Raw genomic sequence first — 24,553 nt, forward strand, 5'->3', positions numbered from 1 at the left:
TACTTTTGTCTGTATTCAGTATTTAGGACTAGTGCTCAAATAATTTTAGATGTATCTGAAAATTGTTTTCTTGTCGCTGTTTTTGCCATCTGAGACCATCGCAAAGTTAAACATTGGATAGTCGGCCTTGTATTGTTTCATAAACGACCATGCCACATCATGATTCCTAAATTCTGTCCTGATGCCGTCTATTTCGATCTGCTGGCTGTTCACATCAAATATGATGACATTGTATTTTTTTGGTCTATTGTGAGGCCTTGCTTTTAGGAACCATGTAAACGCAAACGCAAAGACAAACACCAGTATCAAGGCCCCTCCTATTTCACGGAAAAACCCAGTCACAGCATTTGGTATTATTTGACCAAAAACCGTGATGAAAATGTTAGTTATGATGCCAATCCCAAACAGGACGATCTGATCCATGCTTAGTTTTGATTTCATACTAAGATAACCTATCTGTGACACTTAACCTTATTGATGCGTATTTTGACCTAATCTGGATCTTCGTATTTTTTGTTGCCTGATGATTTTGAGGATGACTCCATGGACTTCATCTTTTTGTGCAAGCCTTCAATCACCGCCTTGTAGCCTTCGGCGTATTCTAACTCTGATGGAACCAGTGTCGCTGGATGCACAAATCCCTGGCTTCTCATTGCCAGTGCCTTTTGTGTTGCAATGTTTCTTACATAATCCCAGTCTGGGGTCGAGAATCCATCAAATGGACCTGTGAACTTGCCATCATGCATGGAAAAGACCAATGCCTCCACAATTGGAATGCAAAAGTCAATTGATGCTGCGGTGTTTAATTTGACTGGCATTAGCGGCATGTGGTGGCTGCCACGAGTATTTCCAGCAACATAGTGTGGGTTGTTGAAAACACTTCCTAGCTCTTCGGTTGCCGGAAAGTTCTTTTGAGTTCTGACTATTGCTATTGGATCATCCTTTCCAACATATGTGCCTGCAATGTTATGTAGTCTGTCGGTTGAAAGAGATGCGATTGGCTCGCCGGCCTTTGTATATACGGACGAGATGACATATCTTCCTGGGTACATGAGGGCTGCCTCTAAGACAGGTTTGTCTTGCCATAGTTCTAGCTCGGCAATTTTTCCTTCTTCTACATCCATTATGTTGAGTTTGACTCCTGCTGCCAATGACTTGTTTACGATTAGTCCGGTGTTTGATAATGCGTCTACAAATAATCTGTAAAATGGATAATTGAATGCGCCTGGCTCTGTCTTGTCTGCTGCCAAAACAGTGAATGCTTCGTTTGGTCTTTCATCAAATTCTAATTCTGCAACTCCGGGGCCCATGCCTTTTACGTTTCCTGAAAAAGAGTCTTTTAGAAGATCTTGGCCTGCGCCGTATAATCCCTCTGATTTGGCAACTCGTGTTCCCTCCTCAAATGCTTTCCACGCCAGTGCGTGAATTTCGGAATTGTCTGTGCCCTTTGTATGTGACATGATAATGTGAACGTCATCTCCAGAATATCCGATGTAGTGATCTAGCAGAAGACTACCTGCATTTTTTACAGTTTTTCTGACTGCATCAAGTAATCCGTCACTCGGTCTTGTATGTCCTCCAATCCCTCCAACATCAGCTTTGATTGCAGAAACTGTAACTTTCACAATTTCAGACTTTGATTACTTTGATTTATAGTATGTGAGGATTATTTTGTCAAATTTTTCCACAAAACCAGTCTGATCAAAAAAATCCAAAAAATAACAAAAAGTCTTGAAAAAATCGTAACGGTAATAAACCCCTCTAAGAAGGACAATCCTATGGCAACAAAACCACACTTGAACTTGATCGTAACAGGTCACATTGATAACGGTAAGTCCACTACAATGGGACACTTCTTAATGGATATGGGTCTTGTAGACGAAAGAACCATTGCATCACATGCAGCCGAGTCTGAAAAGACTGGAAAAGGAGACACCTTCAAGTACGCGTGGGTTATGGATAACATTAAAGACGAAAGGGAAAGAGGTATCACAATTGACCTTGCTTTCCAAAAATTTGAGACTCCAAAATACTTTTTCACTCTGATTGACGCACCTGGTCACAGAGACTTCATCAAAAACATGATCACCGGTGCATCTGAGGCAGATGCCGCAGTTCTAGTCCTTTCTGCAAAAGAAGGTGAGACAGATACTGCTATTGCGCCAGGTGGACAGGCAAGAGAGCACGCATTTTTGCTCAAAACACTAGGTGTAAGTCAACTAGTGGTTGCAATTAACAAGATGGATGACAGCAAATACGCCGAAGCAGCATTCAAAGTTGCAAAGGAAAAGGCTGAAAAACTAGTCAAATCCGTCGGCTACAAATTAGAAAACGTACCAATCATTCCAGTATCAGGATGGAAAGGCGACAATCTCGTCAAAAAGTCAGAAAACATGCCATGGTGGACAGGAAAAACACTGTTGCTTGCATTCGATGACTTTACAAACCCAGAAAAACCAGTTGGAAAACCACTCAGACTTCCAGTACAAGACGTCTATACCATTACTGGTGTAGGAACAGTACCAGTAGGAAGAGTAGAGACTGGCACATTCAAACCAAACGACAAAATCATTGTAATGCCATCTGGCGCATTAGGCGAAGTTAAATCAATTGAAACACACCACACCCAGCTAGAGAAAGCAGAGGCAGGTGACAACATTGGTTTCAACCTAAGAGGCATTGAAAAGAAAGACATCAAAAGAGGAGATGTCATCGGACATGCATCTGATCCACCAAAGGCAGCAAAAGAATTCAGAGCACAAATCATTGTAATTCACCATCCAACAGCTCTTGCACCTGGTTACACACCAGTAATGCATGCACACACAGCACAAGTTGCAGCAACAATCACAGAATTTGAAGCAAAAATCAACCCAGCAACTGGTGGTGTGGATGAGCAAAATCCAAAATTCCTCAAAGTTGGCGATTCAGCAATTGTAAAGATCAGACCAGTACGCCCAACATGTGTTGAGACGTTCAAAGACTTTCCAGAACTTGGACGCTTTGCGCTCAGAGACATGGGTGCAACAATTGCAGCCGGTATCATCAAAGATATCACTGAAGAATACAAACCATAACTCGGGTCTTTGTTTTGACTCAATCCGCCCGAATAAAACTGACTAGCACCAACCTCCCTAAACTCGACGGTGTTTGCACAGAAATCATGGGCATTGGAGAAAAAACAGGAGTCAGAGTAAAAGGGCCAACACCACTTCCAGTAAAAAGACTAAACGTTGTTACAAGAAAATCCCCATGTGGAAACGGAACTGAAACCTATGAGAAATGGGAGATGCGAATGCACAGACGAATAATTGATCTGAGTGCAGACGACAAAGCAATCCGACAATTAATGAGACTCAAAATTCCAGACGACGTATACATCGAATTATCATTAAAGTAACTTATATCCTTAAATTACAGCTCTTAAATTAGAAATCAAATGTCTGAAGAATCCACACCAATTGACTCTGCAGAAATTGCAATGGCACCCGCAACTGAAAAATTTGATGTCATTTACAAGTGTCTGCGATGTGGAACCAATGTAACCAACACAGAACTGACCAGACTACCTGAGATAAAGTGCATCTGTGGTTTCAGAGTCTTTACCAAAGTCAGACCACCAATTGTAAAAACAGTTCAAGCGATCTAGTCTTTTTTATAACTGTGGTGTCTTTGCAGGTGCGTTCGCATGTCTTCCATGTTTGTAAAGTCCAAGCTACATAATTTGCAGCTGTATGGCAAGTCTTTACCATGAACTATCTGCAAATGCTGCATCATCTCCTCGATACTTGAGAACTTCTGATCGCATCTCTCACAAGGTATTTTGTTTTTGAATAATCTCATCTACGGGATTCCTTTTGATTATCCCAACATTTCCTGCATAATTGGCCTTCAAGACTCCACTCGTTTTTTGGATTATACCTAAAAAAACTCAAGCGCTCACCGCAAACCGTACAGAATTCTTTTTTCTGACTAAAGTCTATTTCTTTACTATCAAAGCATTTTTTGCACAACAATCCTTCCATGTCCCATTGCCAGCGCGGTTCCCACAGATCCGTTATCTTTTGTATTACTCCACAACTGACGCATTTTTGCTTTAATGTGCCACTATAGTATTGCTCCATTGATTTCATGTAGCACTCTGCACAGAGTGGATCCTTGAGATTCCATTCTTTTTTTGGCTTGTGCTTACGCTTTGTTTCCTTGTTACAAACGGTACAAATTCCTAGTTTTTTATCAAAAAGACCCAATGAACTCTGATAAAATGGATCTTTTAAAAAACGTAATCATAAAACTAAAAAAGTTAGTAAAAAACCTTAGATTTCTCTTAGGATCTTTTCTACTGCTTGTCCTGCATCAACCATGCCGTTGATCTTTGCGATCTCTTCTAGCTTTTTGTATTGGTCTGCAGTTAAACATACTGGCATAGTTCTTTTTGCCATGATTCTATGACTGCTTCTAATTTTATATCCTTTACGCTCACAAAATCGATCATAACTGATCTGAAAAAATATTTGTATGCAGAGCCCAGAGCACAGCGTTGACAAAAAGGAGGCAAATTCTAGTCATTGGTAATAATGAAAGTGGTTGCACTCCGGAGCTCGAAAAACTTGCATATGATGTAGGTGTTGAAGTTGCAAAATCCGAGTCTGTTCTGATAACTGGCGGCCTTGGCGGTGTGATGAAGGCAGCCTCACATGGAGCACATGATGCAGGAGGGCTAACAGTTGGAATAATTCCACAAGACAACCCTTCATACGCAAACGAGTTCTGTGACATTGTGATTCCAAGTGGTCTTGGATTATCACGAGACTTTCTTAATGCCTTGTCTGCTGATGGTGTGATAATTGTGGGTGGTGGTTCTGGTACCCTATCTGAAACATGTGCTGCATACATGCACAAAAAGCCAATTGCCGCACTCAAAAATTCTGGCGGCATTGCATCGAAATTCTCAGACCAGTATTTGGATCACAGACAAAATGTGAAAATTGTCGGAGTCGAGACGCCTCAAGAGGCAGTAAGGTACATTCTAAGCCAAATCACTGCATAGATACTAGTAGCGGGTCTGGCTCGTAAAACACGCCATACTTTTTTGCCAAATTATTTAATTCTGTTACAATATTTTTGATACCGATTTCCCTTCCTGTCTCAAAAATTGGTTTTTTGAGACCAAGGCCAAGCTGTGCTGCTTTCTCAATTTCAGCAATGTCGCTTGCCTTGTTTGTAACAAGCCATGCTGCGTTATTTAGAATGTTTGCGGCAAGTGAGATCGGATTGCATTTTTTTGCCAATGTTTCATCAAGCTGGATGCGTTCATATTTTTCATCGGAATATTTGTAGAATCCCTCGCCTGATTTTTGACCAAGTTTTTTCTCATTGAAGAGCTTTTCTACATCTGGGTGCGGGAAGATTACTTTTTTGTCTCTGATTTGCAGTTCAATTGTTGCCTTGTGTATTACATCCATGCCAGTAAAGTCTGCAAGCTCAAATATTCCCATCGGAAAGCCTAGATTGAATTTCACTGCAGAATCAATTTCTTCTAGTTTAAGATTTTCTCGCTGCTTTAACCAACATGCCTCATGAACCATTGGAATGAAAAGTCGGTTCACAATAAATCCTGGTACGTCCTTTTTGCAAACCACAGGTTCTTTTTTGACTGACTTGACATAATCAACTGTCAGATTTAGTACCTCTGGTCCTGTTTTTTGACCTGGAATGACTTCGACTAGTTTCATTAGTTGTGGTGGGTTGAAAAAGTGAATTCCAATGAATCTTTCAGGCCTGCTAGTTGTATTTGCAATTTCTGTAATTGGTAATGTGCTTGTGTTTGATGCAAAAACTGTGTTTTTGTCTGCAACCTGATCTAATTCTGAGTAGACTTTTTTCTTTAACTCCATTATCTCAGGAACTGCTTCTATGATTAGGTCAGCTCCTTTCACTGCTTCCTTTAGATCAACAATTGTTTTGATTCGTCCTAATATGGCATCTGATTCTTGCTTTGTTATCTTTTCCTTTGTGACCAATTTCTCAAGACTCCAGCGTATCTTCTCCATTGCCTTATCCAAAAACTGCTGCTCAATGTCTCGCAGCACAACATTATACCCTGACATTGCACTGACTTGAGCTATTCCATGACCCATTATGCCGGAGCCTAGTACTGTGATGTTTTTGACACTCAATCCGAACTTTGGTTTTCGTTATCCATTATAATGTATTTCTGCACAATTTTGGTTGTAAAATATATCAATTATGATGATATCTGATGTATGATGGATTGTGTTTTTTGTAAAATAGTAGATGGTAAAATTCCAGCTAAAGTCATAATGGAGTCAAAAAATTCTATTGCATTCTTGGATGCATTCCCTGTAGCCGAAGGACACACATTGGTAATCCCGAAAAAACACTATGAAAAACTACAATTCGTATCCTCAGAAGACAATGCTGATCTGTTTGGGCTGGTCCACAAAATAATTCCAAAAGTCGATGCGCTAACTGGCGCATCACTGGTGGCGATTCATAATGGTAAGGAGGCTGGTCAAGAAGTTCCACACGTTCACATACATCTCATCCCACGTCATCAATCTGATTCTGCTGGTGCGGTTCACTCCATGTTTGCAAACAGACCAAAACTCACAGATTCCGAATTCTCGAATTTACAAGAAAAACTAAAAACTCTCTAGTATGGGTACAGGCGTTTGCCAGTGGCTTGCTCTTCCACTTTGATTGCTTTTGTTGGACAAGTTTGCGCGGCATCAATTATCTTTTCAAGGCTTGCGCCGTTTTGATTTATGACACTTGATTTTGGATTCATTTTGGAAATCTTGTCAATGTGAAATACTTGTGGTGCAATTATCTCACAACTACAACACCCTATGCATAGACTATGTTCCACACTTGAGAACAAGTTCGGTTTTTTTTCCTGTTTTATCTCAAAATCATATGGATTTTTTGTTTGGCTCGTCTTTGCAGATTCATAGTTTTTCCAAAATTCTGAAACATATTCCTGCCAAAACTGTGGATCTGATTGCTCTGTTTGTTTTGTGTATCTGCCCCAGTCTTCTTCTGGGGGTTTGTCTTGTGTGCTCCATTTTGTACCCGAATTTGTTTTTCCTTGGTTTGTTTTGGTGTCTGTGTATTTTTTGTAGTTGTCTTTTTTTGAATTGCTAGTTTTATTGTTATTTTTTAATGTATGATATGCCTCTGTGATTAGCTTGAATTTTTTGCCGTCCTGCTCTGAATTGTTTTTGTCTGGATGTGTTTCCAGCGCCATTTTTCTGTACGAATGTTTCACCTCACTGTATGGTGAATTGGGTTTTAGATTCAAAATCAAATAGGCTTGTGATGTGTCCAATGGTATTGTATGGGCTTTGTATTTTAAAAATATGATTAATTTTAGTTGAATTGGTGTTTTGTATGATTTTGGTTTATGAGCAATACTGTGTTGATTACCTGGCTTGATCTGAGCGTTTCTTTTGGAACCAAAATCGCAGTTAACACATTGTCCTTGTTTATTGTTATCTGGATTTTCTGAATCAATGACTTGTATAGTATCGCCCTTTTTCCTTCAAATGATTCGGCAAGTCCTATCGGAACAACAAAGCCCTCATCGATTAACTGATTCATCTTTCTGTATCCGGAGGTATTTGGTAGATTGCACAAACTTAGGATTTTTGGAACCGTCTCTGATTTGTCTCGTGTAAAGTCCAAAATCATCTTTTTGTCCCCATCCGCATATGTCTTTAGAATCATCTCTGCTAGATGCTTGTCTCTTACCAATACCCATGTGTCATTCATCGTGGTTTTTTCTATTGTCAAAAAGTTTCTCAAAACCACGTCCTCAATATTTTTCAACTCTGTCTCAAACTGATGCAATGAGCTTCGCATATCGTCGTATTTGTTGAATAATTCTTCAAACCTGAGTCCATGATCTGCTTCTAGTTTTTTGTTTATGTTTTGAATTTTCTCAACATCTAGTTTGTCTTGAATCGATTGAATTATTGCCTTTGTAAGTAAAATGTCTAATCCTTGCAACGATTCGTGAGTTGGCTTTCTTACTTAAATCAATATCGTATTGTTCTGTGTTATTTATTCTCGGAAAATCGCTCGGCCGCATCTACGAGTGTCTTTACATCTGCTTCAGAGTGTGCATCAGAAAACGCACCTAATTTCCCCGGCAAGAAAAATATCCCATCTTCTACCATCATCTCAAAATGGAATCTTTGTAATCTTGTTGAATCACATTTTGCCACGTCTTGAGCATTGTTTATCTCAGTAATTTCATTTTTTACAAAGTGTGTCATAAACAGCGAGTCTTTACCAGTCACTATGACCTGCCCATCAAACGCTTTTGTGATCTTCTTTCTAGTTGTATCTCCTAATTTTTTGATTTTAGAGTATGTTCTGGCATTTTTCAAAATATCCAATGTTGCAGCACCTGCAATCATTGTCATTGGGTTTGCGGAAAAAGTACCCCCGCCAATGTATGCTCTGTTTTTTCTTTGATGTGATTGCGTGTTTGCATGATCCATTATCTCATCTCTTCCACAAATAACCCCAATTGGAAACCCTCCACCAACAATCTTGCCCAGTGTTACGATATCTGGATCAAGGCCCATCGTGTTGTATAAACAACCATTTCTAAATCTAAATCCAGTCACTATTTCATCCAACATGAATAGGCCGTTCTTCTTTTTGACAAATTCCTGTATGCCAACTAGATAGTCCTTTGTAGCTGGGATGCATCCGGCCCCACCAAGTATTGGCTCTATGATTACTCCAGCAAGATCATTTTTAACAGATTTTAAAATTTCAATGGACTCTTCCAGATTATTGTATGGTATGGATATGATGTGTTCTTCATCCGTGAGTCCAGCACTTTCGGTTTGAGTGAATGGCCAGTTTACTGTTTTTAATAGATCTGTGGTATATCCGTGCCACCCACCGTCGATCTTTGCAATTATTTTTTTCTTTGTGACTGCTCTTGCGAGTCTTACTGCGTACATCGTTGCCTCCGTTCCAGTTGACGCATAGCGGATTTTTTCTGCAACTGGAACCACGCTTTGGATTTTCTCTGATAGTTCTACGGTGTTTTTGTTAACCGTTCCATACATCCATCCCCTTCCCAATTGTTCCTTTGTTTTGGCTAAAACCTGTTTTGCAGCATGGCCTAAAATCAGACTCCAATGCCCCATCCAAAAATCGACATACTTGTTAGAATCTACATCTACTAGGTATTTTCCCTTGGCAGATTTGGTGACAAACGGATATGGGGAGAAAAACCGTATGTTGTGGCTCACTCCATTTACGTGGAGTTTTTTTGATCTTGCAAAAAGTACCGCCGACTTCGGTGTCATTTTTTGGTATGATTTTTCTATAGAATCCAAGTCGTTTCTTGCCTTATATTGCGGAATATATTTTTGATCGAAAAACCGCCTATTTTTTGCAAAAATTTCTGTATGGTTTATATGATATCCGATTTGTTCTTTTTTTGCATACGTAACGCTTTGGCGGCGCTTGTGATGAAGTGTGGCATTATGCCATTTTGTGATTTACGAGCCTCCAGTTACGCATACAAAATGAGGATTTGATCAACTGATCTAATCTGAGTATGTGAAGATTAGTGCATTCCGTCCAATTCCAAAATGTAATAATAGTAAACCAAGAATCCCGTTGATCCTGCGGGACCTGACTGCTATCGGATTGGTACTAAGCCATGCGAGTCGTTGTAGCAATACAAGGCGGACTGCTCAGTAACACGTAGTTAATCTAACCTATGGATGGGCATAACCTCGGGAAACTGAGAATAATACCCAATAGACCACAGTGCCTGGAATGGCCTGTGGTTCAAATGATTTATCGCCGTAGGATGGGACTGCGGCCTATCAGCTAGTTGGTGAGGTAATGGCCCACCAAGGCTATAACAGGTACGGGCTCTGAGAGGAGGGGCCCGGAGATGGGTACTGAGACACGGACCCAGGCCCTATGGGGCGCAGCAGGCGAGAAACCTTTGCAATGTGCGAAAGCACGACAAGGTTAATCCGAGTGTCTCCCGCTAAGGGAGTCTTTTGTCAGTTCTAGAACCACTGGTGAATAAGGGGTGGGCAAGTTCTGGTGTCAGCCGCCGCGGTAAAACCAGCACCTCGAGTGGTCAGGAGGTTTATTGGGCCTAAAGCATCCGTAGCCGGTTGCATAAGTTTTCGGTTAAATCTATGCGCTTAACGTATAGGCCGCCGAAAATACTGTGCAGCTAGGGAGTGGGAGAGGTACACGGTACTCGATAGGAAGGGGTAAAATCCTTTGATCTATTGATGACCACCTGTGGCGAAGGCGGTGTACCAGAACACGTTCGACGGTGAGGGATGAAAGCTGGGGGAGCAAACCGGATTAGATACCCGGGTAGTCCCAGCTGTAAACGATGCAGACTCGGTGATGCATTGGCTTGTGGCCAATGCAGTGCCGCAGGGAAGCCGTTAAGTCTGCCGCCTGGGAAGTACGTACGCAAGTATGAAACTTAAAGGAATTGGCGGGGGAGCACCACAAGGGGTGAAGCCTGCGGTTCAATTGGAGTCAACGCCAGAAATCTTACCTGGGGCGACAGCAGAATGAAGGTCAAGCTGAAGACTTTACCAGACAAGCTGAGAGGTGGTGCATGGCCGTCGCCAGCTCGTGCCGTGAGATGTCCTGTTAAGTCAGGTAACGAGCGAGACCCCTGCGTCTAGTTGCTACCATTACTCTCTGGAGTAGTGGAGCGAATTAGACGGACCGCCACAGTTAATGTGGAGGAAGGAAGGGGCCACGGCAGGTCAGTATGCCCCGAAACCCTAGGGCTACACGCGGGCTGCAATGGTATTGACAATGTGTTCCGAATCCGAAAGGAGGAGGCAATCATTAAACGATACCTCAGTTATGACTGAGGGCTGTAACTCGCCCTCACGAATATGGAATCCCTAGTAACCGCGCGTCACTACCGCGCGGTGAATACGTCCCTGCTCCTTGCACACACCGCCCGTCGTTTCATCGAAGTTGGCCTTTAGTGAGGTAGTGTCTACTTGGCATTATCGAGCTTGAGGTCAGTGACGAGGGAAAAGTCGTAACAAGGTGACCGTAGGGGAACCTGCGGTCGGATCACCTCCTTAGACAAAATATGTGATGGATGCACTAATCTTCACTTACAACCATCGATGCAATGCATCATGAAAGTGATGTATGAAGGATGTAGCGGGGTACACCAGTACCACGCAATGATCATCGTGCATAGTCGTGTAATATTGTGGCTAATCATACCAGTGCATAGACGCCAGTAGGAGGATTGCTAGGCTTGAGAAGAGATGAAGGACGTGGCAAGCTGCGATAAGCCCGGGGTAGGCGCAAGCGTCCTATGATCCCGGGATCTCCGAATAGGAATCCTGTATTTACATACACACCGTCCGCAAGGGCGGTGATCGAACCGTGGGAATTGAAGCATCTTAGTACCATGTGGAAGAGAAATCAATTGAGATATCCCAAGTAGCGGCGAGCGAAACGGAAACAGCCCAAACTGAATCTGCTGTGGTAACATGGCAGAGATGTGGTGTTCGGTTATGATATTACGATCCAAGAATGCAGCCGAAGTTTTTTGGAACATTATGGCATAGAGGGTGATACCCCCGTAGGCGAAACAGTATTGGATCTTATCATGACCAGAGTACTTGTCCTTGGCAGTGGGCAAGGAAATTAGGTGAAAGTAGCATCTAAGGCTAAACATTACTCAAGACCGATAGTGAACTAGTACCGTGAGGGAAAGCTGAAAAGTACCCCGGAAGGGGGGTGAAAAGTGCATGAAACCTACTGGTTACAGACGTGGGTGGCATAGAAGGTGATTTTCCAGGTTGGAGGTCCTAGCAATAGGGCTGAAGATTTGGGTTTCTAGTCATCAGTGTCATCCGTTCCGTCTAGAAACACGGGCCAAGGAGCTTACCGTTATGGCGAGCCTAAATCTTAACAGGATGGAGGCGAAGGGAAACCGAATTTCCGCAACATTGTGAGGGAAAGCGTGTGAAAGTGCGTAGAGTCATAGCGGCAAGGCTAGAAGCCGAGCGATCTATCCCTGAGCAAGCTGAAGGCGGGCGAAAGCCCGTTGGAGGGCTGAAGCAGTTCTAACGTGCAAATTGTTTGTCTGACTTGGGGATAGGGGTCAAAAACCAATCTAGCTCGGCGCTCGCTAGTTCCAACCGAAGCATCTCGTAGGGTGTCCTTTGTGGAGATGGCGCTTCCTGTAGAGCACTGATAAGGTAGACCGGGGAAGAAATTCCTCACTACCTATTCAAACTCCGAATGGATGCGCATCGTAGAAGCAAGGAGACGGGTTTGCGTGACGTAAGGTTCGCAACCGAGAGGGGTTTAACCCAGACCAAAGTTAAGGTCCCTAAATTTATGCTAAGTGTCAAGCGGAAGAGCGTCATTACGCCAAGACAGCAGGGAGGTAAGCTCAGAAGCAGCTATCCTTTAAAAAGTGTGTAACAACTTACCTGCCGAGCGTGGTGGCCTCGAAAATGGACGGGGCTAAAGCATAGTACCGATACTTTGGATACTTGCCTTAGGGCAAGTCATGGTAGGTTGGCGTGGTGATTGGGTCGAAGCAGGGTCGTAAGGTCCTGTGGACCGATTGCTATTGCAGATCTTGGTAGCAGTAACAGCATAGTAAGGTGAGAATCCTTACCTTCGCAAGTGCAAGGGTTTCCAGGCAATGCGTCATCAGCCTGGAGTTAGTCGGTCCTAAGAATAATCTCAACAGAATTATTCGAAAGGGAAACTGGTTAATATTCCAGTACCCGACAGTGAGCGTTATCATCTATATGATCGCTTTAAGATAAGGCAAGTACAACCGTCGTTGTATCTAACTTTTCGAGATTTGGGGAGTGTCGTAATGACGAGAACCAATTCGAGTGGGGAATGGCTTGGCGTTAGCTGAGTTTGTCTGAGTCTTGGGGACCGTGAAAAATCATGTAGAGAGCAATCTGTCGTGACCGTACCGAGATCCGACACAGGTGCACTGGATGAGAAGTCCAAGAAGTATCGGGTATACCGTAGGCGAGGGAACTCGACAAATTAGTCCTGTACCTTCGGTATAAGGGATGCCTGCAATCCTAATGAGAAATTGGGATAGCAGGTTGCAATGACAAGGGGGTTCCGACTGTTTAATAAAAACACAGGTGACTGCTAGTCCGAAAGGATGTGTATAGTCACTGAATCCTGGCCGGTGCTGGTACCTAAAACTTGGGTTCAACCGAGCTAAGGGCCAGTTAACGCCGGGAGTAACTCTGACTCTCTTAAGGTAGCCAAATGCCTTGTCGGGTAAGTTCCGACGTGCATGAATGGAACAACGAGAGCCCCACTGTCCCCGCCTACAACCCGGTGAAGCTACATAAGGTGGACGAACAGTCCATCATCTTCCATCGGGGAGAGAAGACCCCGTGGAGTTTTACTGCAGCTTGTGCTTGCGGTATAGTTGACATTGCATAGTGTATCTGGTAGCCATGCTTAACATCCTCCGGGGTGTTAAGAAGCGCCGTTGTAACACCAGACCTTGTTTGCAGTATCGCTTATCAGGTGAAGACCTGAGACACGTGCAGGTGGGCAGTTCGGCTGGGGCGGCACCCCTTTGAAAAGATATCAAAGGGGCCCAAAGTTCAGCTCAAACGGGTCAGAAATCCGTTGAAGAGGGCAAAGCCAAAAGCTGGATTGACTGGATCTCCAAACGCACGGGATCCAGAGACGAAAGTCGGGCTTAGCGATCCTTCGTGTGCCCACTATTGGGGCCCGGAGGTGACAGAAAAATTACCCCAGGGATAACAGGCTCGTCGCGGGCGAGAGCTCCTATCGACCCCGCGGTTTGGTACCTCGATGTCGGCTTTTCCTATCCTGGTCCTGCAGCAGGGGCCAAGGGTGAGGCTGCTCGCCTATTAAAAGGGAACATGAGCTGGGTTTAGACCGTCGTGAGACAGGTCGGTCTCTGCCTGATGGAAGTGTGGCTATTTGAGGGGAAGTTGCTCCGAGTACGAGAGGAACAGAGCAGCGTGGCCACTGGTTTACCGGTTGTCTGACAAGGCAGGCCGGGCAGCTAAGCCATCTGGGCTAAGCGCTGAAAGCATCTAAGCGCGAAACCCTTCCTGAAACAAAATAGCCTTTCTTAGGATGAAGGTCGGCAGTAGAAGACTGCATTGATAGGATGGAGGTATAGATCACAAGCTTCGGCGAGTGGTGAGCCTGCCATTACTAATAGACCAACGCACTGGTTAGCCACATTACATAGAGACTATGCGCGATGATTTTTTCATTTAAAATCAAACCCTAGTGGAAACTGGGTTTGATTTTTTGTGAGAAACAAATTTTTCAATTACACGACTATGTTTTCTTCTTATTTTGAGAATATCTCAAATTTTTTATTATGGGCAGAATTATCGTTTTTGATGAGTATCGAGTACAAATTTTATGAATCAAAATGCTCACAACTCCAACAAGAAAAAGAAATTCGATTTGCAGGAATAATTGATGAACAAGGCAAACTGGTAGTTGGTGGTTTCAAGCCTGGAATAACGCCACTTGAGAACGATGAGAGCCGACTGGATGATTTTATGGATTTTGCATCCCGTGTTTCATTACGCAAAGAGTATGACAAAACATTGGGCCCAATTAACTATCTTGCAGCAAGACGAGATAGATTGGTCTTGATAAGCTTCCCGTTTCCTGTAAGCAAATTTGTTTTACTAATATCTGCAGAACCCACAGTGGATATTGAAAAAATAGCCAAACGTGTTGTCACAATATTTAGTGACGCCTCTTAGACTGACAATTAAACTTTTTAAATTATAATGAGTCTATGTGAATATGAATGAGGCATATGTTTTGCTTAATGTCGATTACAAGGAACAAAAAAACATAATCGAGCAAGCAAAAAAGATCCCGACCGTAAAAACTGTAAAAGCCGTTTATGGAATTTATGATGTCTTGATAATATTGGAATCAAATGACATGCAGCAAATTAAAACCGCAATTGATGTTCACATACATGGCATAAACGGAATAAACAATCTCACCTCATTAATCTCTGTGAATTAATTGGTTCAAGAATATGACATTATAGTAGTTGGCGCAGGCCCAGGTGGACTATCTGCTGGAATATTTATTGCACGACAAAAAACACCCTGCCTTGTAATATCAAAAGATCTTGGAGGCCAACTAAATCTTATTCCAAAACTGGAAAACTATCCTGGTACTATGATGTCAAGCGGACAACTTTTGGCAAAAACACTGGAAAACCAGTTTCTTGTTTTTGGAGGCGAAATAACATATGATACTGTGGAAAAAATTGATGAAGCAGAATCTGGACTAAAAATAAAGACAAGCAGAACAGAATATTTGGCAAAGGCAGTTGTTTTGGCACCCGGAAAGGTTCCAAACAGTCTAGGACTCTCAAACGAAACTCAATTTGCGAACAAGGGCGTTCATTATTGTACTAAATGTGATGCTCCATTTTACCAGGGGAGGTCCACTGCCACTGTTGGGGTTGGCGGGTATTTGGTAGAATCTGGGATTTTACTCTCACGCATGGCATCTAAGGTATATCTGATTTACAAAGGTGCGGCGCTAGGCGGAGACAAAGACCTCATTGAATCAATCAAGAAAAAAGAAAACGTTGAGCTGATTCCGCAGTCATCAGTCAAATCCATATCTGGAGCAAACTCTTTGCAGCAGATCACATTGCTTGATAATTCTGGCAATGAAAAAACGATCAATGTCGATGGCCTTTTCATTGAGATGGGCTCTAAAATTAATCTGGATTTTGTAAAACACCTAGTTACAATAAACCAGAAAGGCGAAATTGAGGTAACTGAGGGGGGCAAAACAACACACATTGCAATATTTGCTGCAGGCGATGCAACAAACATCCCATACAAGCAAATAATCTCTGCATGTGGTGATGGTGCAGCTGCCGGCTTGTCCGCGTTTAATCACGTTGAGAAACTCAGGGGTAAGCCTGGAATACGTGCCGACTGGAAGAAAACAATCGGTGATACTGTATTCCATTACTAATCTAGGCAATATTTGGCTTGGAACTCAACAAATTCATTAGCAATCCCTAAAAACATCCTGTTTTTGATATTTTATGTAAATGCATGATAAAATTATGACTCATCACGTGTTTTCCTTGTTTGCAATATCTGTAATTGTACTATCGATTGCGATAATTCCGGTATTTGCAGACACTATAGTTCCAAGTGCGCCTACTGGAGTATCTGCCGCAGCGATTTCTCCAACACAAGTGAATCTTTTCTGGACTGCACCATCTGGATTTACAGTTACTAGCTACAAAATTGAATACAAGACTGGCTCTGGACCATACACAGTACTGGTCGCTACTACCGGCACAACTACTACGAATTATTCTCATACTGGATTGACTACCGGCACATCATATTCTTACAAAATTTATGCAATCAATTCTGTTGGTACTGGAGCCGCATCATCTGAAGTCACAATCACTCCAACCACATCATCCGTTGGTACATTGCCTGGCTCACCAACTGGATTTTCTGCAACTCCAATGTCACCAACACAAGTGACTCTATCCTGGTCTGCACCCTCCAATAACGGAGGCTATCCAATCACCGGCTATAGAATAGAATATAGGATTGGCTCTGGTACTTATTCAGATCTTGTCCCTACCACTGGAAATGCTGCCACAACATACTCGCATACTGGAGTCTCTGCAGGCCAAGTCTACGTGTATCGTGTTTATGCCATGACTTCATTTGGGACAAGCGAAAAACCATCTACCGAAGCAACGGCAAATCCAAAACCTGCATCATCATCCAGTGCTCCCACTGCACCGCCTGCATTGACTGCAACTGCAACATCTGCTACACAAATCAACTTGTCATGGTCCGCCCCATCTAACACGGGTGGCTATCCAATCACTGGATACAAGATTGATTACAAAAAAGGCTCCGCATCATACTCTACACTTGTCGCAAATACCGGTAACTCCACCATATCATACAGCCATGTTGGACTAACTACTGGAACCACATATGCTTACAAAGTATACGCAATCAACTCCATTGGTACAAGTACTGCATCCCCTGAGGCATCTGCTACACCTACAACTGCATCTGTATCATCATCCCCCGCCCCGCCAACGGGGCTTACTGCCACACCTGCATCTGCAACTCAGATTAATCTCTCATGGTCCGCCCCATCTAACAATGGCGGCTCGCCGATAATTGGCTATAAAATCGAGTACAAGGTAGGCTCTGCCGCTTATTCCACACTCATTGCAAACACTGGAAATACCGCAACAACATACTCTCACACCGGATTGACTGCAGGCCAAGTACATGTTTACAAAATTTCTGCGATAAACTCGGTTGGAGCAAGCAATCCCTCTCCAGAGGCATCCGCAACACCTACTGCTCAATCTACTCCAGCCCAAACAAACACCGCACCGGGCGCCCCGACAGGCCTTACGGCAATATCTGTTTCCGGTACTCAGATCAATCTGTCTTGGACTGCACCAACCAATATTGGTGGTGGACCAATCACCGGATACAAGATTGAAGCAAAGAAGGGTGCGGGATCATTTGAGGTAATCTTGCCAAACACCGGCAGTACAGCAACCACATATTCTCACACTGGACTTACTACTGCAACCACATACTATTATCGAGTGTATGCAATCAATTCTATTGGAACCAGTAGTCCATCTGGCGAATCGTCCGCAGTTCCAAAGGAAACAACCACACCTACACTGACTGCCATTGCAATTGCACCAACTCAAATTCATCTGTCTTGGACTGCACCATCGCAAACCTACAAACAATCAATCAACGGATACAAAATTGAAGAAAAAATCGGCGACTCTTACAAAGTCATTCAAGATAATGCTGGTTCTAGTACAAAATACACAGTTAGCGGATTAGTTACTGGCAAACCCCACACATATGTTGTCAGTGCATTATTTTCTGCTGGCTCCAGTCCACGATCCAATGAGGCATCTGCTACACCAACTACTACATCTGTACCGCCGGCAGGATTTTCAACAACCGCGCCGGCCACACCTACTACGACACCGACTAAACCTGTAGGCAATGATCCTCAATCAATACTAAAAGCACAACAAGAAGAAGTAAAGAGAAAAGCCCAAGAGGCAAGAGAGGCAATGCTGAAACAATCTGGTAAAGGTGACAGTGACAAAGCAAAGGCCGCACGAGAAGAGGCCAGATTGGCAAATGAGAAAGCCGTCAAAGATGCACAGGCAGCAAGACAAAAACTGATTGCTGAAAAACAAGCAGCACTAAAAGCACCAAAAGAAACACCAGATCAAAACCCAAAACAAAAACCGGTAAACGCTACCATACAAAAACCAAAAACCTTGGAAGAAGCGCGCAAGCTTGCAGAAGAAGCAAAACAAAAAGCACTAGAAAAGGCCAACATTGACGCCAAACCAAAAGAAGACACTAAAAGCAAAGCCGAGCAAGAACTTGCAGCAGCAAAAGCAGCCGCCTGGGAGAAAGCAAGAAAGGCACTAGAGGCCGAAAAAGCCAAGAGAGCCAACCAATAACAAGCAGATTTTTATTTTCAGATTTTTTTAGCAATTCATGGTTAATCAAAACGAACCAAACGTAGTCGGCGTAAACATCCTAAAACAAAATGGGGTAGATATTGATGAGCTGATTAAGCTCTTGATCTATAATGCATCAGTAGAGTTTACTGCATACTATTACTTCACAAACCTTCGAATGCATTGCACTGGCGTTGATGGCGAGGGCATCAAAGGCGTAATAGAAGATGCACGACTAGAGGACCTGAGTCATTTTGAGTCCTGCCTCTCAAGAATCTATGAGCTTGGTGGAAGCCTACCAAACGACGCAACAGAATTTATCAAAATGTCTGGCTGTGAGTTTTTACAACTACCTCCAAACAAAACAGATCTGAGGGCGATAATGGAAAAATGCCTCAAAGCTGAACAAGGGGCAATTGTCAATTGGAACAAAATATGCCAAATGACCCATGGAAAAGATCCTGCCACATATGATGTAGCAAAAGACATCTTGCGAGAGGAAATTGAACATGAGGCTTGGTTTTTGGAGCTTCTCCATGGAAGACCATCTGCTCACATGAGAAGAAAATTCCCAGGAGAGCGACCCCACACAGCAAAACACTCTCGAGCGCTAGGCTAGCCCTTTTTCACTTTTTTATTATGCTAGATCTGTCAAGCTTGTCTCTTACGATCATACGCATGCTAAAGCTTATCTATGTGAAAGATAAAACGACGATAACCTGATGCAAGAAGAATTTGTGATTGTTGACGGTAATAGGATTAGATACCTAAAGGCTGGATCGTCAAGGCGAAACCTAGTCCTTATTCATGGCCTTGGTGCATCCGCTGAACGTTGGGAGTCTGTTATGTCTAGTTTCAGCAAGCACTTTACCGTTTATGTTCCTGATCTGATCGGATTTGGTCTGAGTGACAAGCCTACGGTTGATTACACTACGGAATTTTTTGCTCATTTTGTCTCTCAGTTTCTGGCCGAGCTTGGAGTGAAAAAGGCAACAGTAATTGGCTCGTCCCTTGGTGGGCAGATTGCAGTCGAGTATGTATCGGCTAATCAAGACAGTGTGGAAAAACTAATCCTAGTATCGCCTGCCGGAGCAATGAAACAGTCCACACCTGCACTTGATGCATATATTATGGCGGCATTATACCCTGATCCATCCAGTGCAAAAACCGCATTTTCTGCAATGACTGGAACCAACAAGGATGTGAGTCAAAACATAATCGATGGATTTGTTCAACGAATGCTCATGCCAAATGCCAAATATGCCTTCATGTCAACAATTCTTGGATTAAAAAACGCACCTGAAATCTCAACAAAATTGGAAATATTGGAAATTCCAACACTAGTAGTCTGGGGTGAGTTAGATCCTGTCATCCCAATAACTTATGCAAAATACTTTGTTCAAAGAATTAGGGATTGTAGATTTTATCAAATGGAAGGATGCGGCCATACTCCATACGTCGAGGACCCATCAGAATTTAGCAAACTTGTGCTTGATTTTTTGAAATAACTGTGCTATCTTTAAATAACTAATTGGCCGGACAATGGTAATGGTTGGTAACAGTAACCAAATTGATTATGTATCTATGTTCCAGGACTGGGTTCAAAAAGGCGGTCGTGCACAAGCCGAGTTCATGAAGGCGTTTTCCTCATACATGGAAAACAATCAAAAATTTGATCCGCTAAATGCAATCAAAGAATTGACCTCAAAATCGTCCGAGGCACAAAGTGAATTTGTCAACAACATGTCATCTGTGCAAAAAAACGTAATGGAGCAGTTATTCAACATGGGAAATCTCATGCAGAACTTTATGGGCTATGGTGCATTCAAGACCACCATTGGAAGCAATGGAAGAATATCAATCCCTGAAGCAGAACGTGATGCACTAAGAATCAACGAAGGAGATCTAGTGCAAGTGGTAGTAATACCATTAGAGAAAAAGAAGAAGCAAAACTAGGATCTTTCTTTAATCCACTGACTCAGCTCTGGCAAAATTTGTTTTTGTGAAAACGAGCTTGCAATCATTCCTACATGTCCAATTGGATATACCCTCATGGTCTTGTCCTCACTTGCAACTGCATAGTAAATCGGCATGCTGCATTCTGGTGATACTAGGTGATCACCTACAGCAACCTGCACAAAAATCGGCATTGAAATGTTTTTGAGATCAATTTGTTTTCCACCGACATACATCTTGTTCTGGATTAGGAGATTTTCCTGATAGATGTCCTTAATCCACTGTCTGAATAATTCTCCTGGAATTGGCGGTGTATCACTTAGCCATTTTTCTACTCGCAAAAAACTATCCACAAATTCTTTGTCGTGTATGTTTTTGAAGAATTTGTAGTATTTTTCAAGGCCTTGCTCAAATGGTTTTAGTATTGAAAAACAATAATACATGAATTCTGGCGGCATGTTTCCAATTATGTCTACCAAATTGTCTATGTTGAGGTGTTTTGCCACATTGCTAACTACTGTAGTGTCCTTCCATCCATCGATTACAGGTGCCGTAACTATGAGATTACGCACCTTTTTTGGGTGCAAAGTGGCATAAATTGTCGCAATCGTGCCTCCAGTGCAATATCCTTGCAATGACACACTATCAACTTGGGATTCCTTTCTGATGTAATCAACACAGTTATCCAAATACGAGTTGACATAATCATCAAAATCCAAATACTTGTCAATGTTTGATGGGGTTCCCCAGTCGATCATGTAGATGTCTATTCCGGATTCTAGTAGTTTTCTGACCCAGCTTTTCTTTGGTTGAATATCCAGTATGTGGAATCGATTGATTATTGCATAGCTGATCAGCAATGGCGTTTTGATCTGTTTTTCCGCGATTGGTTTGTAGTGGAGCAGTCTCATCTTGTCTTGCTCAAATACCACATCATATGGTGTTGATTCCAGCGTTATCTCGTCTGGGGCCGGAACTAGCTTTGGGGCCTCGCTGACATTTTTTGTAAAACTGAGAAACTCCTCTACTAGTTTTGGATCAACCATACTATCTTGCATTTGGTTTTTCCTCTTTTTTCTCTAGTTTTGTTATTCTTTTTCTTAGCTCATGTAATTCCTTGTATACTTCGTCAATTTCTTTTCTTGTTGGAAGCTTCATTGAATGAAGCATAACGTTTGTAATGTTTTCCCAATGACGGGTCAGCTCTAATTCCGCTGCAACCAATTTCCCATAATTGTGACCAAATTCTTCCGAATCAAAGAGTTGGGTGAAATCGTTCTCAAAAATATCAATCCAAATTCGTTTGTATGCCTCTATACTTTCAACATCCTGCGGTATGTTTGGGACCTTGGTGTTTACCTTTTTTTGCGCATCCATCCATGCCTCGGTTAATTGTTTATAGTATTCAGTCAGTTTTTGGTTAAATTCAACCAAGTCATCGTTTGCATCCATTAGTTCGGTGACCACTTTTTTCATGTCATTTGCCCAGTTTCTCATTGGACCAACAGATGTCAGTGCAATCGGTTTGCCTGACATTAGGTGTATCAAATCCGTCCAAAACAGGGAGACGTGTTTGTAATAATCAAGCGGCAGATTGACGTCTTGTGACATGCTGATTAAATACACAAGATCGCAATAAATAGTTCGTCCTCTGAATATGATACATCAAAGCAAGGAGAACCTATAATGGAAAAAGAAGAACTGTGTAATTCAATTAAAAAACTGGACACTATGATCCGCTTTGTTGGGCTGATTAACAACAAAGGGCATCTGGTAGCCGGTGGCATGAATGAGGGAAAGAAAACCTTAGAGGACACAAAAAAAGATGAGATGCTCTACATGGAGCTTGCATTGCGAGTTAGAATGCGTCAAGAATTTGATTCCGAGCTTGGACCTGTCAGATTTGCCATGTCATACCGAGACAAGGTGGTTGTGATGAGTTTTCCAGTAGACAAGGAAATCCTACTCGTGTCTGCTGAAAGAGACATTAACTTCTCAAAACTGGCGTTTGACGCCCTCAAAATAATCGAGCAATACCTAAAGTGAAAATCACAGATTGGTTTAAGATACGAATACAAGTTATTTTCTGATGTGAAAAACGCGCTAGTCTTACTCGTTGTTTTGACTGTTGGCATGATTCCATCTTATGCCGATGTATTCGTACCTGAGGATGAAATTCTTGGATATTTTGATTCTAATGGAGTTTACACTGTAGTCGGCGCTGTAAAAAACACTGAAAATTATCCAGTGTCACCTGTTTTACACTTGAGCATATTTGAGAATCAAAAAGAGTCTACAATCACACAACAACTCCCAGTTGTTTTTCAGGGCAAAGACATTCCATTTAAGATCAAAATTCCGGAGATAACTGATACAAATGTAACAATAGAAAGTTTTGAGGTCACATTTGAAAAAAAATCTGATACACTACCAACACAAGTAGAAGTCGTTTATGACCGATCCTTGAGAAAACACTCCGATGGCCATCTCTCTGGTAAAATAGTAAACAAGGGCAATCTCACCGTATATGATCTTAAGGTGTATGCTACTATTCATGGAGAAAACAATTCCTTTATTGATGTTGCAAAAAACCCTGAAAAAATAGACAAAATAGAGCCCGGACAAACACTAGAGTTTACAATGTATCCTGATCCAACTTTGGCTGATCTGGTTCATTATTATAGCTGCTTTGCACTCGGTGATGAAACAATCGTACCACTAAACACACTCAGAAATGGCGAACGATTTGATTTTCGATATGACTCCACAGCGTCATTTGTGGTCAAAGGCTTTGATGAAACAGGAACGAAACTCTCGATTCTTGGGATAAACTCGTTCAAGTTTCCAGCATATGTGAGTTTTGAGATGCCTAAAACATCTGATGATGAGAAATTCGAAGTACACATCAACGATAAGCCTGTAAAGTTCATCCAAAGCATTGATGAGCAAGGAAACTGGCATGTGGCATTTGATGTGGAGGGGACAACCCAAAACAAGATCCTCATTAGTGGGTTCAAGAATCCTGCCTTCCCACAACGTATAGTTACAGATGTAATACCTCAGGCCGTGGTAGAACATGAAATTTCATATCTTTATTATGTCATTCCGGTTGTTTTTGCTGCAATAGTTGGTGTGTTTGTTTATCGCAAAACCAGATCCACTACGGCCTAGTTCTTTGGTAGTTTTATGATAAATGTCGTCGGATTATTTTTGGCAGATATTGTTCCTCGGTGTCTGTCTATGATGTTTTTGCAGCTTGCCAAGCCAAGTCCAGTTCCGGTTGTTTTGGTAGTAAATAACGGCTCAAAAACTTTTTCAATGTTTTCTTGATTTATTCCAGGCCCCGAATCCTCAATCTCAATGGTTATGATGTCTTTGCTCTCAGAAGAATCAATTGAAATTGTACCTGATTTGTTCATTGCCTCAATTGCGTTTGTAATTAAATTGACAAACACGATTTCCATCTTGTCTATGTCACATGTTATCATGGGATTAGTCTTTGGTAAATTGATTTCAACGTCATCGCCAATCTGAGTTCTATCTATTACTTTTTTTAATATGTCATGAAGAGAATGAGTTTGAAGTTTTAGTGGTGGCAGCTTTACATAATTGAGAACGTCCTCTATTTGGTGATACATTTTTCTTGCCTCATCTTCAATTAGTTCAAGCTGGTCTAGTGATTTTTTATCCAGCTTATTTTTTGCATTTTTTCTGACCATGGTTGCGTAATTAATGATGACTGTTAACGGATTTCTCATATCATGTGTGATTCTTGATGTCAACTCACCAATGTGAACAAGCTTGTCCATTTTTTGTCGTACGTCTTGTTCTTCAATTGTCATACGTGATGTTTACTCAAAGATCAATCTTTTAACTTATTTGTTTGACTTGAGCCTGGATTTTTTAGAAAAACGGTTCTGTAGGACCTTGGGGATACCATTGGTCTGGCAAGGGAATTTTATGGCATTTGGTCCAACAGACCTGAGTTAGTTATGGTGC

At 42.2% G+C, this 24,553-nt stretch carries 26 protein-coding genes and 2 rRNA genes; 16 read left to right on the plus strand and 12 right to left on the minus strand.

Annotation, left to right across the window (positions count from 1 at the left end):
- Positions 1-45: 45 nt before the first annotated feature.
- Together SU86_RS04075 and SU86_RS04080 are read right to left on the minus strand one after the other, a co-directional pair.
- Positions 46-441, minus strand: coding sequence for a hypothetical protein (locus SU86_RS04075; RefSeq protein ID WP_048187684.1), 396 nt, complete (start codon positions 439-441; stop codon positions 46-48).
- A gap of 50 nt (positions 442-491) precedes the next feature.
- Positions 492-1,625: a fructose-1,6-bisphosphatase gene (locus SU86_RS04080; protein WP_048187685.1), complete on the minus strand. Its 1,134-nt coding sequence runs from the start codon at positions 1,623-1,625 to the stop codon at positions 492-494.
- Between the two features lie 153 nt (positions 1,626-1,778).
- Here SU86_RS04080 and tuf point away from each other — a divergent pair, with 153 nt between their 5' ends.
- The 3 genes from tuf (at position 1,779) to SU86_RS04095 (ending at position 3,649) form a co-directional block, all read left to right on the plus strand.
- Positions 1,779-3,077 carry a translation elongation factor EF-1 subunit alpha gene (gene tuf / locus SU86_RS04085; RefSeq protein WP_048187686.1) on the plus strand — a complete coding sequence of 433 codons (1,299 nt, stop codon included), beginning with the start codon at positions 1,779-1,781 and terminating at the stop codon, positions 3,075-3,077.
- Positions 3,078-3,091: 14 nt separating this feature from the next.
- The gene (gene rpsJ / locus SU86_RS04090; RefSeq protein ID WP_048187687.1) at positions 3,092-3,400 is read left to right on the plus strand and encodes a 30S ribosomal protein S10; all 309 of its coding nucleotides are present in this window, start codon (positions 3,092-3,094) and stop codon (positions 3,398-3,400) included.
- 81 nt (positions 3,401-3,481) lie between these two features.
- The gene (locus SU86_RS04095; RefSeq protein WP_236687777.1) at positions 3,482-3,649 is read left to right on the plus strand and encodes a TFIIB-type zinc ribbon-containing protein; all 168 of its coding nucleotides are present in this window, start codon (positions 3,482-3,484) and stop codon (positions 3,647-3,649) included.
- Here SU86_RS04095 and SU86_RS09485 read toward each other — a convergent pair.
- The 3 genes from SU86_RS09485 to SU86_RS10095 form a co-directional block, all read right to left on the minus strand.
- Positions 3,646-3,843 carry a C2H2-type zinc finger protein gene (locus tag SU86_RS09485; protein ID WP_082096123.1) on the minus strand — a complete coding sequence of 66 codons (198 nt, stop codon included), beginning with the start codon at positions 3,841-3,843 and terminating at the stop codon, positions 3,646-3,648. The two genes, SU86_RS04095 and SU86_RS09485, sit on opposite strands and share 4 nt — an antisense overlap.
- On the minus strand, positions 3,840-4,250 hold the full coding sequence (locus SU86_RS04100; protein ID WP_048187689.1) for a hypothetical protein: 411 nt from the start codon (positions 4,248-4,250) through the stop codon (positions 3,840-3,842). Before SU86_RS04100 ends, SU86_RS09485 begins: the two co-directional genes overlap by 4 nt.
- A 66-nt stretch (positions 4,251-4,316) precedes the next feature.
- Positions 4,317-4,442 (minus strand): hypothetical protein, encoded by a 126-nt coding sequence (locus SU86_RS10095; RefSeq protein WP_256363754.1) that lies wholly within the window; start codon positions 4,440-4,442, stop codon positions 4,317-4,319.
- Positions 4,443-4,540: 98 nt separating this feature from the next.
- Between SU86_RS10095 and SU86_RS04105 the strand changes: the two genes are divergently transcribed.
- On the plus strand, positions 4,541-5,050 hold the full coding sequence (locus tag SU86_RS04105) for a TIGR00725 family protein (RefSeq protein WP_048187690.1): 510 nt from the start codon (positions 4,541-4,543) through the stop codon (positions 5,048-5,050).
- Here the strand turns inward: SU86_RS04105 and SU86_RS04110 are convergent.
- The gene (locus tag SU86_RS04110; protein WP_048187691.1) at positions 5,040-6,179 is read right to left on the minus strand and encodes a 3-hydroxyacyl-CoA dehydrogenase; all 1,140 of its coding nucleotides are present in this window, start codon (positions 6,177-6,179) and stop codon (positions 5,040-5,042) included. The genes SU86_RS04105 and SU86_RS04110 overlap by 11 nt on opposite strands.
- Before the next feature lie 90 nt (positions 6,180-6,269).
- Here SU86_RS04110 and SU86_RS04115 point away from each other — a divergent pair, with 90 nt between their 5' ends.
- Positions 6,270-6,680 carry an HIT family protein gene (locus SU86_RS04115; protein WP_048189169.1) on the plus strand — a complete coding sequence of 137 codons (411 nt, stop codon included), beginning with the start codon at positions 6,270-6,272 and terminating at the stop codon, positions 6,678-6,680.
- Here SU86_RS04115 and SU86_RS04120 read toward each other — a convergent pair.
- Genes SU86_RS04120 through SU86_RS04130 form a run of 3 tightly spaced genes read right to left on the minus strand, consistent with a single transcriptional unit; the run spans position 6,677 to position 9,353 of the window.
- Positions 6,677-7,351 carry a DnaJ domain-containing protein gene (locus SU86_RS04120; RefSeq protein WP_048187692.1) on the minus strand — a complete coding sequence of 225 codons (675 nt, stop codon included), beginning with the start codon at positions 7,349-7,351 and terminating at the stop codon, positions 6,677-6,679. The genes SU86_RS04115 and SU86_RS04120 overlap by 4 nt on opposite strands.
- A 41-nt stretch (positions 7,352-7,392) precedes the next feature.
- Complete coding sequence (locus SU86_RS09360; RefSeq protein WP_052755483.1) at positions 7,393-8,031, minus strand: hypothetical protein; 639 nt, start codon at positions 8,029-8,031, stop codon at positions 7,393-7,395.
- Between the two features lie 50 nt (positions 8,032-8,081).
- Positions 8,082-9,353, minus strand: a complete 1,272-nt coding sequence (locus SU86_RS04130; RefSeq protein ID WP_048189174.1) for an aspartate aminotransferase family protein — start codon at positions 9,351-9,353, stop codon at positions 8,082-8,084.
- Positions 9,354-9,662: 309 nt separating this feature from the next.
- On the opposite strand from SU86_RS04130, the gene SU86_RS04135 reads away from it, so the two are divergent.
- From SU86_RS04135 to SU86_RS04175, 9 genes are all read left to right on the plus strand, one after another.
- Positions 9,663-11,133 (plus strand): 16S ribosomal RNA (locus SU86_RS04135).
- Positions 11,134-11,279: 146 nt separating this feature from the next.
- A 23S ribosomal RNA gene (locus SU86_RS04140) occupies positions 11,280-14,276 on the plus strand.
- Together the 16S and 23S rRNA genes form the textbook arrangement of a ribosomal RNA operon.
- Before the next feature lie 171 nt (positions 14,277-14,447).
- Entirely contained in the window at positions 14,448-14,822 is a 375-nt protein-coding gene (locus SU86_RS04145; RefSeq protein ID WP_048187693.1) for a DUF6659 family protein, read from the plus strand.
- A gap of 43 nt (positions 14,823-14,865) precedes the next feature.
- A complete protein-coding gene (locus tag SU86_RS04150) occupies positions 14,866-15,096 on the plus strand; it encodes an Lrp/AsnC ligand binding domain-containing protein (RefSeq protein ID WP_048187694.1) in 231 nt (76 codons plus the stop codon).
- Positions 15,097-16,071: an NAD(P)/FAD-dependent oxidoreductase gene (locus tag SU86_RS04155; RefSeq protein ID WP_048187695.1), complete on the plus strand. Its 975-nt coding sequence runs from the start codon at positions 15,097-15,099 to the stop codon at positions 16,069-16,071. It abuts the gene before it with no gap.
- A gap of 79 nt (positions 16,072-16,150) precedes the next feature.
- Positions 16,151-18,598 (plus strand): fibronectin type III domain-containing protein, encoded by a 2,448-nt coding sequence (locus SU86_RS09365; RefSeq protein WP_082096125.1) that lies wholly within the window; start codon positions 16,151-16,153, stop codon positions 18,596-18,598.
- A gap of 37 nt (positions 18,599-18,635) precedes the next feature.
- Positions 18,636-19,217, plus strand: coding sequence for a DNA protection during starvation protein (gene dps / locus SU86_RS04165; protein ID WP_048187696.1), 582 nt, complete (start codon positions 18,636-18,638; stop codon positions 19,215-19,217).
- A 103-nt stretch (positions 19,218-19,320) separates the two neighbouring features.
- Complete coding sequence (locus SU86_RS04170; RefSeq protein WP_048187697.1) at positions 19,321-20,106, plus strand: alpha/beta fold hydrolase; 786 nt, start codon at positions 19,321-19,323, stop codon at positions 20,104-20,106.
- Positions 20,107-20,146: 40 nt separating this feature from the next.
- Positions 20,147-20,554 carry an AbrB/MazE/SpoVT family DNA-binding domain-containing protein gene (locus SU86_RS04175; RefSeq protein ID WP_048189177.1) on the plus strand — a complete coding sequence of 136 codons (408 nt, stop codon included), beginning with the start codon at positions 20,147-20,149 and terminating at the stop codon, positions 20,552-20,554.
- Here the strand turns inward: SU86_RS04175 and phaC are convergent.
- The gene (gene phaC, locus SU86_RS04180) at positions 20,551-21,612 is read right to left on the minus strand and encodes a class III poly(R)-hydroxyalkanoic acid synthase subunit PhaC (RefSeq protein ID WP_048187698.1); all 1,062 of its coding nucleotides are present in this window, start codon (positions 21,610-21,612) and stop codon (positions 20,551-20,553) included. The two genes, SU86_RS04175 and phaC, sit on opposite strands and share 4 nt — an antisense overlap.
- A complete protein-coding gene (locus tag SU86_RS04185) occupies positions 21,602-22,165 on the minus strand; it encodes a poly(R)-hydroxyalkanoic acid synthase subunit PhaE (protein WP_048187699.1) in 564 nt (187 codons plus the stop codon). The genes phaC and SU86_RS04185 overlap by 11 nt, the downstream gene beginning before the upstream one ends.
- A gap of 75 nt (positions 22,166-22,240) precedes the next feature.
- Between SU86_RS04185 and SU86_RS04190 the strand changes: the two genes are divergently transcribed.
- A complete protein-coding gene (locus tag SU86_RS04190; RefSeq protein WP_048187700.1) occupies positions 22,241-22,600 on the plus strand; it encodes a DUF6659 family protein in 360 nt (119 codons plus the stop codon).
- A 45-nt stretch (positions 22,601-22,645) separates the two neighbouring features.
- Positions 22,646-23,725 (plus strand): peptidase, encoded by a 1,080-nt coding sequence (locus tag SU86_RS04195; RefSeq protein WP_148550773.1) that lies wholly within the window; start codon positions 22,646-22,648, stop codon positions 23,723-23,725.
- On the opposite strand, the gene SU86_RS04200 is transcribed toward SU86_RS04195, so the two are convergent.
- Positions 23,722-24,396: a sensor histidine kinase gene (locus tag SU86_RS04200; protein ID WP_048187701.1), complete on the minus strand. Its 675-nt coding sequence runs from the start codon at positions 24,394-24,396 to the stop codon at positions 23,722-23,724. The two genes, SU86_RS04195 and SU86_RS04200, sit on opposite strands and share 4 nt — an antisense overlap.
- Positions 24,397-24,553 lie beyond the last annotated feature (157 nt).

The sequence above is a fragment of the Candidatus Nitrosotenuis cloacae genome (assembly GCF_000955905.1).
Lineage (GTDB): Archaea > Thermoproteota > Nitrososphaeria > Nitrososphaerales > Nitrosopumilaceae > Nitrosotenuis > Nitrosotenuis cloacae.